This is a genomic window from Vibrio antiquarius (assembly GCF_000024825.1).
In the GTDB taxonomy this organism is placed as follows: domain Bacteria; phylum Pseudomonadota; class Gammaproteobacteria; order Enterobacterales; family Vibrionaceae; genus Vibrio; species Vibrio diabolicus.
Genome location: NC_013456.1, coordinates 192,064 through 206,297, shown reverse-complemented (window position 1 = coordinate 206,297; position 14,234 = coordinate 192,064). Strand labels below are relative to the sequence as shown.

15 protein-coding genes are annotated in these 14,234 nt (G+C 42.3%); 10 read left to right on the top strand and 5 right to left on the bottom strand.

All coding sequences use genetic code 11. The features are described 5' to 3' along the window. Window positions 1-22: 22 nt before the first annotated feature. From VEA_RS01015 to VEA_RS00995, 5 genes are read right to left on the bottom strand one after another with little or no spacing between them, the layout of a single operon-like run. Window positions 23-970, bottom strand: a complete 948-nt coding sequence (locus tag VEA_RS01015) for a glycosyl transferase family 90 (protein WP_006742527.1) — start codon at window positions 968-970, stop codon at window positions 23-25. Beyond that, window positions 967-1,452 carry a pantetheine-phosphate adenylyltransferase gene (coaD, locus tag VEA_RS01010; RefSeq protein ID WP_012841191.1) on the bottom strand — a complete coding sequence of 162 codons (486 nt, stop codon included), beginning with the start codon at window positions 1,450-1,452 and terminating at the stop codon, window positions 967-969. Before coaD ends, VEA_RS01015 begins: the two co-directional genes overlap by 4 nt. Further along, window positions 1,445-2,248 (bottom strand): glycosyltransferase family 2 protein, encoded by an 804-nt coding sequence (locus tag VEA_RS01005; protein ID WP_006742526.1) that lies wholly within the window; start codon window positions 2,246-2,248, stop codon window positions 1,445-1,447. Before VEA_RS01005 ends, coaD begins: the two co-directional genes overlap by 8 nt. Continuing rightward, window positions 2,245-3,012, bottom strand: coding sequence for a glycosyltransferase family 2 protein (locus tag VEA_RS01000; protein ID WP_005395793.1), 768 nt, complete (start codon window positions 3,010-3,012; stop codon window positions 2,245-2,247). Before VEA_RS01000 ends, VEA_RS01005 begins: the two co-directional genes overlap by 4 nt. 35 nt (window positions 3,013-3,047) lie before the next feature. Continuing rightward, window positions 3,048-4,103, bottom strand: a complete 1,056-nt coding sequence (locus VEA_RS00995; RefSeq protein ID WP_006742525.1) for a glycosyltransferase family 9 protein — start codon at window positions 4,101-4,103, stop codon at window positions 3,048-3,050. Window positions 4,104-4,210: 107 nt separating this feature from the next. Here VEA_RS00995 and VEA_RS00990 point away from each other — a divergent pair, with 107 nt between their 5' ends. The 10 genes from VEA_RS00990 to neuC all read left to right on the top strand — a co-directional run bounded on the left by VEA_RS00990 (window position 4,211) and on the right by neuC (window position 14,225). Then, window positions 4,211-4,618, top strand: a complete 408-nt coding sequence (locus tag VEA_RS00990) for a diacylglycerol kinase (RefSeq protein ID WP_012841189.1) — start codon at window positions 4,211-4,213, stop codon at window positions 4,616-4,618. A gap of 11 nt (window positions 4,619-4,629) precedes the next feature. Next, window positions 4,630-5,340 carry a 3-deoxy-D-manno-octulosonic acid kinase gene (locus VEA_RS00985; protein ID WP_006742524.1) on the top strand — a complete coding sequence of 237 codons (711 nt, stop codon included), beginning with the start codon at window positions 4,630-4,632 and terminating at the stop codon, window positions 5,338-5,340. A 139-nt stretch (window positions 5,341-5,479) separates the two neighbouring features. Further along, window positions 5,480-6,547 carry a dTDP-glucose 4,6-dehydratase gene (gene rfbB / locus VEA_RS00980; RefSeq protein ID WP_006742523.1) on the top strand — a complete coding sequence of 356 codons (1,068 nt, stop codon included), beginning with the start codon at window positions 5,480-5,482 and terminating at the stop codon, window positions 6,545-6,547. Beyond that, on the top strand, window positions 6,547-7,428 hold the full coding sequence (gene rfbA, locus VEA_RS00975) for a glucose-1-phosphate thymidylyltransferase RfbA (protein WP_006742522.1): 882 nt from the start codon (window positions 6,547-6,549) through the stop codon (window positions 7,426-7,428). The genes rfbB and rfbA overlap by 1 nt, the downstream gene beginning before the upstream one ends. A 41-nt stretch (window positions 7,429-7,469) precedes the next feature. Continuing rightward, complete coding sequence (locus VEA_RS00970) at window positions 7,470-8,363, top strand: formyltransferase family protein (RefSeq protein ID WP_006742521.1); 894 nt, start codon at window positions 7,470-7,472, stop codon at window positions 8,361-8,363. A gap of 24 nt (window positions 8,364-8,387) precedes the next feature. Next, complete coding sequence (gene rffA, locus VEA_RS00965) at window positions 8,388-9,530, top strand: dTDP-4-amino-4,6-dideoxygalactose transaminase (protein WP_006742520.1); 1,143 nt, start codon at window positions 8,388-8,390, stop codon at window positions 9,528-9,530. Window positions 9,531-9,532: 2 nt separating this feature from the next. Next, entirely contained in the window at window positions 9,533-10,651 is a 1,119-nt protein-coding gene (locus tag VEA_RS00960; RefSeq protein WP_006742519.1) for a hypothetical protein, read from the top strand. Between the two features lie 27 nt (window positions 10,652-10,678). Next, window positions 10,679-11,869: a UDP-N-acetylglucosamine 4,6-dehydratase gene (locus tag VEA_RS00955; RefSeq protein WP_006742518.1), complete on the top strand. Its 1,191-nt coding sequence runs from the start codon at window positions 10,679-10,681 to the stop codon at window positions 11,867-11,869. 12 nt (window positions 11,870-11,881) lie between these two features. Continuing rightward, window positions 11,882-13,033: a LegC family aminotransferase gene (locus tag VEA_RS00950; protein ID WP_012841188.1), complete on the top strand. Its 1,152-nt coding sequence runs from the start codon at window positions 11,882-11,884 to the stop codon at window positions 13,031-13,033. Between the two features lie 13 nt (window positions 13,034-13,046). Then, window positions 13,047-14,225, top strand: a complete 1,179-nt coding sequence (gene neuC, locus VEA_RS00945; protein WP_006742516.1) for a UDP-N-acetylglucosamine 2-epimerase — start codon at window positions 13,047-13,049, stop codon at window positions 14,223-14,225. Window positions 14,226-14,234: the final 9 nt, after the last annotated feature.

Sequence of the window (14,234 nt, the reverse complement as noted above, 5' to 3'; positions counted from 1 at the left end):
ATTTCAGGGTTACCTAATAGATTTAGGTAACCCTTTTCTTCGTTTCTGCAAGATTAAAATACTTCTCTGCGACCAATAGAGAAATCAACCTTTCTCGTTTGGTGTCTTTAAATTGCTCAACCCACTGATGAGCATTCTGTATAATTTCTTCTGCCTTGTCAGGGTGTTCTAAGTAGTAGTCCATTTTTTCATCTAGGTCAGAAAAATCATCTTTGACTTGAACAAAGTGCACACCCGCTTTTAGTTTTCCTTCCATGAACCATGTTTCATAGCGCAGCTTAGGGGTGAAGCACAAAGAGTTGGAGGACATGATCCACTTAAGATTGGTTGCGACGTCCATTCCCTCCAAGCTCAAAATGAATTTGTACTCAAGTTGTTCTGAGATACTCATTGAAGGGGTCACGTAGCTCAGTTGTTCTGGATCTTTATCCTGCGTATCCACTCGACCGATATTACAGCGAGGATTATGGAAATGACGAGAAAGTAGTTTTCTTCGATTTGGTCGAAATCCCGTCCCACGCCATACAATCATGTCTTTTTTAGTTTGGTACGGTTTGTCTTTGTCCACAAAAAAGTAGTGTCTAACGGCGTTTAGCTTTAGTAGGACCGAGTTGGTGTTCTCTCCTTTAATAGGTCGACTTTTTAAAAAACTCGGCTCGTTTGGTACATCAATGACATCGCCATTGACATATTTGAAGACAGCCTTTTTGGGGAAGCATTTAATAACCTTCAATAGATCATAGTAATAAGCGCTGCCGCCCGTTTTTTTAAAGTCTTTTACTTTCGTAAGATCTGGAGGAGTCAGCTCGAAGCTCGTGGTATGTTTATTGTAATAATTAACGCGTTCACGCAAGTACTCTTCATCATAACTTGGGGCTTGTGCTAATAGTTTTTTTGCGGAATAACGAAACAAAAAAGAAGGTAAATAAGCGAGTATTCCGTTAGATAAGTAATACTTTAACTTTTTCATGCTGAACGTAGTTTTTCTAAGATGGCTGTGTTTACAGGGCTCGGAACGAATTGGGCGACATTTCCACCATGAATCGCTACTTCTCTTACTATTGTTGAGGACAAGAACGCGAACTCTTCTGAAGGGGTAAGAAAAATACTTTCTAGTCCGGGTAGTAACTTACGGTACATACTCGTCAAACCAAACTCGTACTCAAAGTCCATTGTTGTGCGAAGTCCTCTGATTAGGATCGAAGCTTGTTGTTCTTTGGCGAAATCCACAAGTAAACCACTAAAGCCGACAACGCTGACATTGCTTAAGTGTTGACAGCATTGGTGTACCAGTTCTACACGCTCATCCAATGAGAACATGGTGTTTTTCGAAGGGCTAGCTGCAACTCCAATTGTTACTGAGTCGAACATTTTTGCTGTGCGTTCGATTAAATCTAAATGGCCATTGGTAATTGGATCGAAAGTTCCAGGATAGATAACCTTTTTATTCATCGCTGCAATCCTCTGAAATAAACTGATCAACACCATTCTCACAACGCTTAAGCTTGTTTTTAATGGTATTATCTAAGATTTCATCGTTTTGGCTCAATGACGCACGAGAGTTTTCTACGTGGTATAAGTGGTAGCCTACACCTGCGAATTTTAGGTAAAGACGTGACTTACCCGCATTCAACATGCGATGAACAAACTCGCTGTCTTCGCGTCCCCATCCAACAAAATCTTGGTTGAAGCCATTCACCTCGATGACATCTTGTCGCCAAAACGCCATGTTGCAACCGCGAGTGGCTTTATCGTTATTGCGCTCGTAAGAGAACCATTTCGATAGCAAAGCGTTGGTGATGCAGTTTTTACGATTGCGAATGCCTTTGCTGAAGATAGAAGGCACTAAGCCGTTTTCCATGATGGCCTTGCTGCAGTTTTCATCCGTTAACACACGTCCACCCTGCACAAACCAATTTGGCTTTGCGACTTGTTTATGTGATTCAATAAACGTTTGAGACAACACCATATCGCCATCAATCATGATGAGGTAGTCACCTGATGCTTTTGCGATAGCACGGTTGCGGCTCATTGAAAGTTGAAAGCCATTATCTTCGTGCCAGCTATGAATAAGTGGTACGGGAAAGCCGTCACGCAGTTGGTCGATCATTGCTTTGGTATCGTCTCGAGAACCGTCATCTGCAACGATGACTTCATCAGGCAAAACGGTTTGACGTTTCACGCTTTCTAACACCGCTTTTAATGCTTCTTTCCAGTTGTAAGTGGTGATAATTAAAGTCGTTTTCATGATTTTTTTGCCTGTTCACGTAAGTAGAGATCGATATATTTTACAAAAGTAGAGTGCATGCTTAGCCAAGCTAGAATGAAACCATGTTTGCCATCAAGGAAGCCTCGTTTGAGCACATACATCTTCAAAAAGCTAGCAAGAGCGTGAACGATAGCGGTCGTTAAACCCGCTTTCTTTTTACCTTCACGTTCATCCGTCCAGGCCTTGAGGTAGCCAGTGGTTTTATTGATGTAATGATGAAGGTGCTCGTAAGTGTAGTGATGCAGTCGACCATCCAGTTTTTCAGTTTGATAGTTTTTCTCATCAACTTTTTCATGAACGAGCGAATCATTATATTGCGTATATTCGGTGCGATATAAGCGCACAATCCAGTCTGGAGACCAACCAGAATGGTAGATGAACTTACCAAACGCTGAGCTTAGTCGATTAAGTTTGTATAAAACGTTCGGCTTATTGGCTGATACCGCGTGTAAGATACTTTCTTTTAGCTCTGGAGTGACTTGTTCGTCCGCATCAAGCCATAAAACGTAGTCTGCCGTAACGTATTGCTGCGCAAGTTGGCGTTGTTTACCGAAACCTGGCCAATCTAGGTTGGTGTAAAACTTATCTGTGTATTGTCGGGCGATTTCTTCGGTGCGATCGGTGCTGCCCGAGTCTAGAAGGACAATCTCATCGACCCAATCTTTTACTGTGTCTAGACAAGCTTGTAAGTGCTTCTCTTCATTTTTTACAATTAAGGCAACGGCTAAGGTTGGTTTGGACAAGGTCATTTCCTTCTTAACAAATCAAGACAGTAAGTTTACTGGTATTGAGGATACAAATCTTCTAAGACTTGATCGAACATGCTCATTACTTGAGTGCTGGTAATGCGGTTCATTGCCGTTTCATCTTTAGCGCGAGTTCGCCAGCTTAACTCGTGACTGTTTTTACCTGTTTCCGCAAAGATCGTTTCTTCATACACTGAGACAACGTATTTTAGATAACGGTAAGGTCCTACTCGCAGCGGATTATGGTGTGCATAGAGCCCGATGATTGGCGTTTTCATGGCATTCGCCATGTGTGCTGGTCCGGTATCGGGGGCGATGACCATTTCAACCTTATCTATTAACGCAAGCATTTGCAGAATTGAACTTTGTCCAACTAAATTTAGACACGGTTCTTCCAAGCGAGATTGAATGGCTTCAGCCAAATCCAGTTCAACTTGAGCTGGGCTACCTGCCAGAATCACGTTCCAGCCTTTAGCTCTGGCGTGATGAATCACATCCACATAACCTTCCGCGTTCCAGTTTTTATAAGCTTTGCTCGCACCAGGCACAATCAGCAGGTTAGGTTTATTACGAGAAATATGAGACTCTGCCCAAGCTTGGTCGTGATCTGAATAAGAAAGTACCCAGTCCAGTTCTGCCTTTGGTACTCCAATTTGATGGGCAAAGGCCATTAAGCCATCTGCGACATGCAGAGATTGCGGGGAAGGCACTTTGACATTGGTAAATAGCGTCTGAAAATCTTGGCTTCTATCAGAAGAGAAACCAAGTTTGTATTTTGCTTTAATGCCCAACGTTGCGACACTCGCTCGAATCGCGTACTGCATATGCAATAGCGCATCAAACTCTCTGCCTTTCAGCTGTCGCCAAAGCGATTTGTAGCCATCGAGTCCCGCTTTTTTATCAAAAACAATCACTTCTACGCCATCAATGGTGGCTAATAACTGGGCTTCAAGTTTACCCGTTATCCAAGTAATCTGAGTCGAAGGCCAGTGTTTCTGAACAGCTTGAACGGTGGCGATGGTATTGCAAACGTCTCCAATAGCGGACAAACGCAAGATGCATAATGACGATGGGGCAGAAGTGAACATAATTATTGTCTGATTCGATGAATAGAGGCAGGTAAATTATGCAGACATCCCCAATAAATGTAAAATACACGGCTCGAATATAGCTAAGTACTGATAAGTGTTCTGCAATGTCAAAGATAACACCGCATCAATCGCAAGAATCTGGCAAACCGGGTAATACCGGGCTAAAGCGCATCGTTAAAGCGACGGGTTATTCGATCCAAGGATTAAAAGCGGCTTTTAAGCATGAAGCCGCCATTCGACAAGAGTTGGCTCTGTTGAGTATCGCTGTGATTTTGGCTTGGTTAGTGGATGTCGGCATGGTTGAGCGTATCTTAATGATCGGGGTCGTGGTGTTAGTCTTGATTGTAGAGCTTGTGAATTCAGCTATTGAGGCTGTGGTTGATCGTATCGGTATTGAGCGGCACGAACTCAGTGGTCGAGCTAAAGACATAGGCTCTGCTGCCGTTATGGTTGCATTGGCGTTCGCCGGATTTACTTGGTTGTATATATTAGCCAGCCGATATTTAGGCTAGAGGGTGAGCGCATGACTCAACAGTACAAAAACAACAACCAAGTGATATGGTTTGATGACGAGATCATTACAGATCCTAGCCAACCGATATTTGATGCGGAATACTGGCAGTCCTTAGACAAGGTGGTTGGCAGTGCGACGGGACGAGGCACGACATGGTTTATCCAACTAGAGAACATGCAAGCGGCACTGCGTCATTACCGTCGTGGCGGTTTGTTTGGGAAGTTAGTTAACGATCATTATTGGTTCTCTGGCTGGGATAACACCCGTTGTGCGCAAGAGTTTCAGCTTTTGTTGGCGCTAATTGAGGCTGGGGTGCACGTTCCTCGTCCTATTGCAGCAAGAGCCGTAAAGTCAGGACTCTTCTATCAAGCTGATTTATTAAGTGAGCGAATCCCAAACGCCAGAGATCTGGTTAGTATCTTGCAAGAACAGTCTTTATCGGTAGAAATGTATCAGAAAATAGGGCAAGAAATTGCCAAGATGCATCAGGTTGGCGTTAACCATACCGATTTGAATATCCACAATATCTTGATCGACGACAAAGATAAGGTATGGATTATCGATTTTGATAAGTGTCGTTTTGAAACTTCTGGTGACTGGAAGCATCAAAATCTAAATAGACTTCTGCGTTCATTTAATAAAGAGCGTGTAAAGCGACAGATTATTTGGCAAGAGTCAGATTTTGAGCGTTTGCAGGACGGTTACGCTTCTCAAATTTAATTGGGTTTTTTATCATTTTATAATTGATTGCCCTAAGTAAGCCTTTCTTGTGTCCAACGACGCTCGAGTGAGTCCATAAACTACAATCATAAGTATTCATGTGTATCTGATGACACACAAATTAACGTAGGTAACATTCGTGAAGAAAATATTAGTAACCGGTGGAGCTGGCTTCATTGGGTCAGCTGTTGTCCGACATATCATTCGTGACACCCAAGATACCGTTATCAATTTAGATAAACTGACCTACGCAGGGAATCTAGAATCATTAGTTGATGTCTCAGAGAGTGAACGTTACTACTTCGAGCAAGTGGATATCTGTGACCGAACTGAACTAGACCGCGTGTTTTCAGAGCATCAACCTGATATGGTGATGCATTTAGCGGCTGAGTCTCATGTCGATCGATCTATTGATGGTCCTGCTGCTTTTATTGAGACCAACGTGATGGGCACTTACCATCTGCTCGAAGCGGCCCGTCAATATTGGTCGAACCTAGATGAAGCGCGCCAATCGGCATTCCGTTTTCATCATATTTCTACGGATGAAGTGTACGGCGATTTAGAGGGAACGGATGATTTGTTCACCGAAACCACTTCATACGCGCCGAGCAGCCCATATTCAGCGTCAAAAGCCTCGAGCGATCACCTTGTACGCGCTTGGCAACGTACTTATGGTTTACCGACACTTGTCACCAATTGCTCCAACAACTATGGCCCGTACCACTTCCCTGAGAAGTTGATCCCTCTGATGATTTTAAATGCCCTCGACGGCAAGCCGTTGCCTGTGTATGGCGATGGTATGCAAATCCGAGATTGGCTGTTCGTGGAAGATCATGCTCGCGCGCTGTACAAAGTGGTCAACGAAGGTGAAGTCGGTGAAACCTACAACATTGGTGGCCATAACGAAAAAGCAAACATCGAAGTGGTGAAAACCATTTGTGCTTTGCTTGAAGAGTTGCGACCAGACAAGCCGGCCGGGGTCGAGTCGTATGAATCTTTGGTCACTTATGTCAAAGATCGCCCTGGTCATGATGTGCGTTACGCAATTGATGCCACCAAGATCGCTCAAGAGCTTGGCTGGACGCCAGAAGAAACGTTTGAAAGCGGTATTCGCAAAACCGTGGGATGGTACCTCAATAATCCGCAATGGTGGCAGCGTGTGCTTGATGGCTCATACAGTCTTGAGCGACTAGGAGCGGGCGAATAATGAAAGGCATTATTTTAGCAGGCGGCTCGGGCACTCGCCTTTACCCTATTACACGTGGTGTCTCTAAGCAGTTGCTGCCGGTTTATGACAAACCAATGATTTACTACCCGTTGTCAGTACTCATGCTTGCGGGCATTCGTGAAATCTTGATCATCACCACGCCAGAAGACCAGGAGGGTTTTCAGCGCCTATTAGGTGATGGCTCAGAGTTTGGCATTGAGTTGCAATACGCGATTCAACCAAGTCCAGATGGCTTAGCTCAAGCGTTCATCATTGGCGAAGAATTCATTGGCGATGACTCAGTATGTTTAGTGCTGGGTGACAACATCTTTTATGGACAAGGGTTCACTCCTATTCTTCAGCAAGCTGCGATGAAGAGCCGTGGTGCGACGGTATTCGGTTATCAGGTTAAAGATCCAGAGCGATTTGGCGTTGTAGAATTTGATGCCAATATGCAGGCGATTTCGATTGAAGAAAAACCAGTAAAGCCTAAATCCAATTATGCTGTCACTGGGCTATATTTTTATGATAACCGAGTCGTCGAATTGGCAAAAAAAGTCAAACCTTCATCTCGTGGTGAGTTAGAGATTTCGACGCTAAACCAAATGTACCTTGAGCAAGGTGACCTGAATGTTCAATTACTAGGGCGCGGCTTTGCTTGGTTAGATACTGGAACACATGAAAGCCTGCATGAAGCCTCTTCGTTTGTTCAAACCATTGAAAATGTTCAAGGTCTTAAAGTTGCCTGTTTAGAAGAGATTGCGTGGCGCAATGGGTGGTTATCAACTTCTCAAGTTATCCAATTTGCTCAACCAATGTTAAAAAATGACTACGGACAATACTTAAATAAAATTATTTGTGATGATTGCTCATCAAGCTAAATAGAGATTACCCAAAACGAGTCCAAGCTTCAGGTATTGTTATGTGTAAAAAAATAGTATTACATGCGATGACTAAAAAAGGGTATGAAGTTGCTACCCTTTTATTTGAAAAATATCGAGAAATTGTTGATTTCCTTGTTATAGGAAAAGATAAAAATATTAAAGATGATTATAGTGAAAATTTGAGACAATTAGCTATCAACTACGGTGTTCAGTATTATTATCATAATGACACTTACACAATACCTCAAGAATCCTATGTGTTAGCAGTGTCATGGCGCTGGATGATTAGAAGTATCGAAGATAGCAAGTTAATTGTTTTCCATGACTCTATTTTACCTCGATATAGAGGCTTTGCTCCGCTAGTGAATAGTTTAATTAATGGTGAGCATGAAATTGGTGTTACAGCTCTATTTGGTTCAGATGAGTATGATAAAGGTGATATTATTGCACAAGCTACTTCATTTATTGACTATCCAATAAAATTATCTGATGCAATTGAAGTGAATAACCTCAATTATATAAAACTGGCAGATTTGATATTTAATAGTTTATATTCCGGAAGAGAGATAAAATCCTCACAACAAGATGAGTCATTAGCGACATATTCAATATGGCGAGACGAATCTGATTATGAGATCGATTGGAATCAAAGTTCTGCATACATTAAACGATTTATTGATTCTGTAGGGTACCCATATTCTGGAGCTATTACTAATGTTGATGAGAATAAAGTGGTGGTCTTGGATGCTGAAGTAGTACAGGATGTGGTTTGTGAGCATAGGCATGTTGGTAAAGTGATATTTGTTGAAAATGGCTGCCCCGTTGTAATTTGTGGTAAAGGCTTGTTGAAAATCACCAAAGCAGTAGTGAAGGAAGAAAACCAAGCTCGAGATTTCTTGCCGATCAATAAATTTAGAATGAAATTCTATTGATTGTAACCCCAGAGAGATAGATTAATGATTCCATTTAATAAGCCCCCAGTTGTAGGTAAAGAGCTTAGCTTTATTGAGCAAGCTATCCAAGGAAGTAAACTCTCGGGAGATGGGCCACTTTCTGAACGATGCGAGAGTTGGTTTGAAAACAGAGCGAGCTGTATTAAGACTTTGTTAACGCCTTCATGTACCCATGCGCTTGAACTCGCCGCTTTACTGATCGATATTCAGCCTGGTGATGAAGTGATTATGCCAAGCTACACTTTTGTTAGCACTGCGAATGCATTTGTACTGCGTGGTGCAAAAGTGGTGTTTGTTGATATTCGTCCAGATACGATGAACATTGATGAAACCAAAATTGAGGCTGCAATCACTGAAAAAACGGTTGCTATTGTACCTGTACATTATGCTGGTGTTGCTTGTGAGATGGACACGATCATGAGTATTGCAGAGAAGTATAAACTCATTGTTATTGAAGATGCGGCTCAAGGTGTGATGTCTACTTACAAAGGGAAAGCGTTGGGGGCAATTGGCCATCTAGGTGCATATAGTTTTCATGAGACGAAAAATTATACGTCCGGTGGTGAAGGTGGACTACTTCTTATTAATGACCAATCTTTTGTTGAGCGTGCAGAAATTGTCAGAGAGAAGGGGACGAACCGAAGTTTGTTCTTCCGTGGCATGGTAGACAAATATACTTGGGTTGATCTTGGTAGTAGTTTGCTTCCAAGTGAGATACAAGCAGCATACCTTTGGGGGCAGCTTGAAGAAGCTGAAGGGATTAACCAAAGACGGCTACAAATTTGGCGAAAATATCTAGATGAGCTTACGCCTCTTGCCGCAAAACACAATATAGAAGTGCCAACTGTTCCTTTTGAATGTCAGCACAATGCGCATATGTTCTACTTGAAACTGGAAAATCTGGAATTGAGAAGCCAGTTTATTGAAATGCTTCGTGAAGAGGGCATAGTCTCTGCGTTTCACTATATTCCATTGCATAGCTCACCAGCTGGCCAACAGTTTGGTCGGTTTGTCGGCAGTGATATATATACGACACAAGAAAGTGAGCGCTTGGTAAGGCTACCACTGTACTTCAATATGAGTGATAGTGAGCAGTCGTATGTTATTAATGCTATAAAAAATGTTTTAGGGCGTATGGAATTGTAAAAATGCGAAGCAGCGAGATTAAACATATTTTTTTAGTGTCTAGCACAGACTACTTTTCCCCTCTGTTTATTGATGCCTTAATTGAGAAAGCTGGCATTAATCACGAGACGTTAGGTGTCGTCGTTTTCGGGTGTGGTGATATTGAATCTCAGTACCATAAGAAAATTGATGGAGTCACTTACTTTTCTTACGAAAAGGTGAACAACTCTATTTTTTTGAACGCTTCAACGATAACTTATTTCTCTCTGAGTGCACTTAACTCTGCTCAAATTCGAGAGGTTCTCGAGCTTAGTCCACAAATGAAGAGCAAGTGTTATATGTTTATCACGGATGATGAGGTTGACAGATGGCTTTGGTGCAAAGATAAACATGGACGCTTAGTTGCAGATGTTAAGCTTAACATTACAGAGAATGATCTTTGGGTTTTAAGTCAACAAGAGCAGTTTATTGCTTTAAATAGTGCGTTTCGTGAGAAGTTGAGCCAAGTATTAGAAAGGTGTGATTTTTGTCTTGTTGATTCTAGTGTTGTCTTCGACACATTACCCACTAAATCTGCTGAGACTCTGGCGATTTCTGTTTATGCAGACGAAAAAAATAAGAAAAAAAGTATCCTTTTAGGTACTAAACCTAATGCATTTAAATATCAAAACATTAAAGCGATGTTGCGTGCATTCATAAAAGCTGGAGTGCACACGGAATACAAGTTTGTTGTGATGTGGCCTGTAAAGCAGTGGCGAAAACGTCTTCTTTTAGATCTTTATTTAACCTATTTGCAAAAGATAAAGAAGCAAACAGTCGATGTGTCTGTCATAACTTCACTTCCCCCACTAGCTTACACGGCTGTTGTGATGTCGTGCACCCATCTTGTGCTTCAACCTAGAGGCGGAGCTAGTACCGCCCGTCAACTGATGAAGTGGGGGCAAGGTAAGGTTTATGTGGCGAAAGGAAGCCACAATGAACTGTTCTTTAAAGATGCACAAAATGTTGAACTCTGTAGTTTTTCTACATTTGATGAGCTAGCGAGCAGTTTAGGAAAACAGATTGATGTTAAAGCTAATGCCTCTAAAATAAATGCAGAAGAGCAACGTTCACTTCAAGAGCTAGCTACACTTTATAGCTAGGCCACACCCAAATTTTCAAGGCTAAATATGAGCAATATTCTCTCTCTTATCGGTCGTACCGATGCTTTATTCACTCAAGACATCTCAAATCAAGAAGTTGAATTGTCAAAGATTGTCTCTGAATCTCGCTTTCTTGTCTTAGGTGGGGCGGGCTCTATTGGTCAAGCGGTCACGAAAGAGATTTTTAAACGTAACCCAAAGAAACTTCATGTTGTTGATATTAGTGAAAATAATATGGTTGAGTTGGTTCGTGATATTCGTAGCTCTTTTGGTTACATTGATGGCGATTTTCAAACATTCGCATTGGATATTGGTTCCATTGAGTACGATGCGTTTATCAAATCGGATGGGCAGTTTGACTACGTGCTGAACTTGTCAGCGCTGAAACACGTGCGCAGTGAAAAAGATCCTTTCACACTTATGCGTATGATCGACGTGAATGTATTCAATACAGATAAGACCATCCAGCAATCAATAGAATCTGGAGCGAAGAAATATTTCTGTGTATCGACAGACAAAGCGGCAAATCCAGTCAATATGATGGGAGCGTCTAAGCGCATTATGGAGATGTTCTTGATGCGTAGAAGTAAGCAAATGTCGATTTCAACCGCTCGCTTTGCCAATGTCGCATTTTCTGACGGCTCTTTACTGCACGGCTTCAATCAACGTATTCAAAAGCGTCAACCTATTGTTGCTCCTAATGACATAAAGCGCTATTTCGTAACGCCACAAGAGTCGGGTGAGCTCTGCCTGATGTCTTGTATTTTTGGTGAAAACCGAGACATCTTTTTCCCTAAATTGAGTGAAGCGCTTCACTTAATTTCATTTGCTGATATTGCAGTGAAATATCTAGAGCAATTGGGTTATGAACCATATCTCTGTAGCAGTGAAGATGAGGCTCGTGAACTGGCGAAAACTTTACCTGAGCAAGGTAAATGGCCTTGCTTGTTTACAGAAAGTGATACTACGGGTGAGAAAGATTTTGAGGAGTTCTTCACGGATAAAGAAGTCCTTGATATGGAACGCTTTGAAAACTTAGGCATCATCAAAAATGAACCTCTTTTCGAACAAGCTCTTTTGACTTTGTTCGAGCAAAGCATTGCTGAGATGAAAGATAAACGTGAGTGGAGCAAGGAGCAAATTGTAGAATTGTTCTTTACCATGATTCCCGACTTTGGCCACAAAGAAACGGGAAAATACCTAGACAGCAAGATGTAAGCGGAGCGAATGATGAATCCAACATCGATTGTTGAATTTGTGCAAGATACGTATAAAACCGAAGACTTTATTCCATTACACGCGCCAGCTTTCCAAGGCAATGAAAAAGCGTATGTGATGGAGACTATTGACAGTACTTTTGTATCAAGCGTCGGTAAGTTTGTTGATCAATTCGAACAGAAAATAGAGCAATACACTGGCAGTGAAAAAGCGGTAGCAACTGTTAATGGTACTGCTGCATTGCATGCTGCGCTGTATATGGCAGGTGTGCAACGTGGTGATTTGGTGATCACTCAGGCCCTCACTTTTGTGGCTACCTGCAATGCCCTTTATCATATGGGGGCCGAGCCTATTTTTGTTGATGTTTCAAAAGTTAGCCTTGGTTTGTGCCCTAAAGCGGTTGATGCTTACTTAATGGAACACGCAAAGCTTACAGAGGAAGGGTGTTTTCATCAAACAACGGGTCAACGCATTAGGGCTGTTGTGCCCATGCATACGTTTGGTCATCCCGTTGAGTTAGATGAATTGATTGCGATTTGTCACAAGTGGCAGCTTAATTTGGTTGAAGATGCGGCAGAAAGCTTAGGATCTTTTTATAAAGGTCAACACACTGGAACGATTGGTGATTTTGGTGCGGTTAGCTTTAATGGCAATAAGATTATTACGACAGGTGGTGGTGGTATAGTGTTGTGTAAGACCAAAGAGTTAGGCCAACATACTAAGCATGTGACTACGACCGCGAAAGTACCTCATCCTTATGAGTTTTATCACGATGAACCTGGGTTTAACTATCGTATGCCAAATCTAAATGCTGCACTTGGCTGTGCGCAGATGGAAGTGATAGAAACGTACTTGGCACAAAAGCGTGAGTTAGCAAAGCAGTATCAAGCTTTCTTCTCTGGTAGCGATGTTCAGTTTGTGACTGAGCCTGAGTACGCACACTCAAACTACTGGCTCAATGCGATCATTTGTCCGGACATCGAATCGCGAGAAGCGATATTACAAGAGACTAATGCCGCGGGCGTGATGACTCGTCCAATTTGGAAGTTGATGCATCGTTTGCCGATGTTTGAAAATGCACTGCGTGGTGATTTAAGTCACTCAGAGTTCATCGAGGCGCATTTAATTAACTTACCAAGCACTCCAGTTGCACTAAATCGTTAAGGCAAGATTAAACATGACACAGCAGCAAAAGAAAGTCGCCGTGTTTACCGGGACGAGAGCAGAGTACGGGCTGCTTTACTGGCTTCTAAAGGATATTCAAGATGATCCTGAGTTGAAACTTCAGCTTTTGGTGTCTGGTATGCACCTTTCGCCAGAGTTTGGCGAAACTTATCATCAAATAGAGCAAGATGGCTTTGTCATTGATGAAAAAATTGAGATTCTACTTTCATCCGATTCGGCAGTTGGGATCGCGAAAAGTATGGGACTAGGAGTACTTGGCTTTGCTGATGCCCTTTCAAGACTGCAACCTGATGTATTGGTCATTTTAGGCGACCGATTTGAAGCTCTTGCCGCAGCACAAACGGCAATGATACTGCGTATCCCTATTGTTCACTTGCACGGTGGGGAGATCACTGAAGGAGCGTATGATGATGCAATACGCCATGCCATTACCAAATTAAGCTATTTGCATGCTACGTCCACAGAGGATTACAGGCAGCGTGTTATTCAGTTAGGTGAGTCGCCCGACCGAGTAAAAAATGTGGGTGCTATCGGTCTAGACCACCTAAAACGCGCAACGTTTATGACGGTAGATGAGCTTGCTAAGTCACTTGCCTTTAACCTAACTCAACCATTTTTTGTGGTTACATATCACCCAGTGACCTTAGGTGATGAGAAGCCTGAGGCAAGCTTTCAAGCGCTTTTAGGCGCATTAGATGAATTTCCCAATCATCAAGTAATCCTTACTTATCCGAATGCTGATGATGGAGGACGACGTATTATCCCTATTTTGGAACAATATGCTCAAGCTAACCCACAACGTGTATTAGCTATTCCATCTCTTGGGCAAGTACGTTACTTGAGTGCGGTAAAGCATGCAGCTGCTGTGATTGGTAATTCTTCGAGTGGGATTATCGAAGTGCCTGCTTTTGATGTACCTACCGTTAATATTGGTTCAAGACAAAAAGGGCGTTTGGCCGCCAAGAGTGTCCTAAATTGTAAGCCTAATCAGATAGATATTTCTGCTTCAATAAGTGCGGCTGTGCAGAGAGCTTACAAAAGCGATAGCAACGAGGTTGTCTTAAATCCTTATGGGCAAGGCGATACAAGCGGGCAGGTGATTGACATGATTAAGACTTTGCGTTTTGAGCCGAGTAAAGCCTTTTTCGACCTAGATTTTGATAATGTATAATTATCCCAT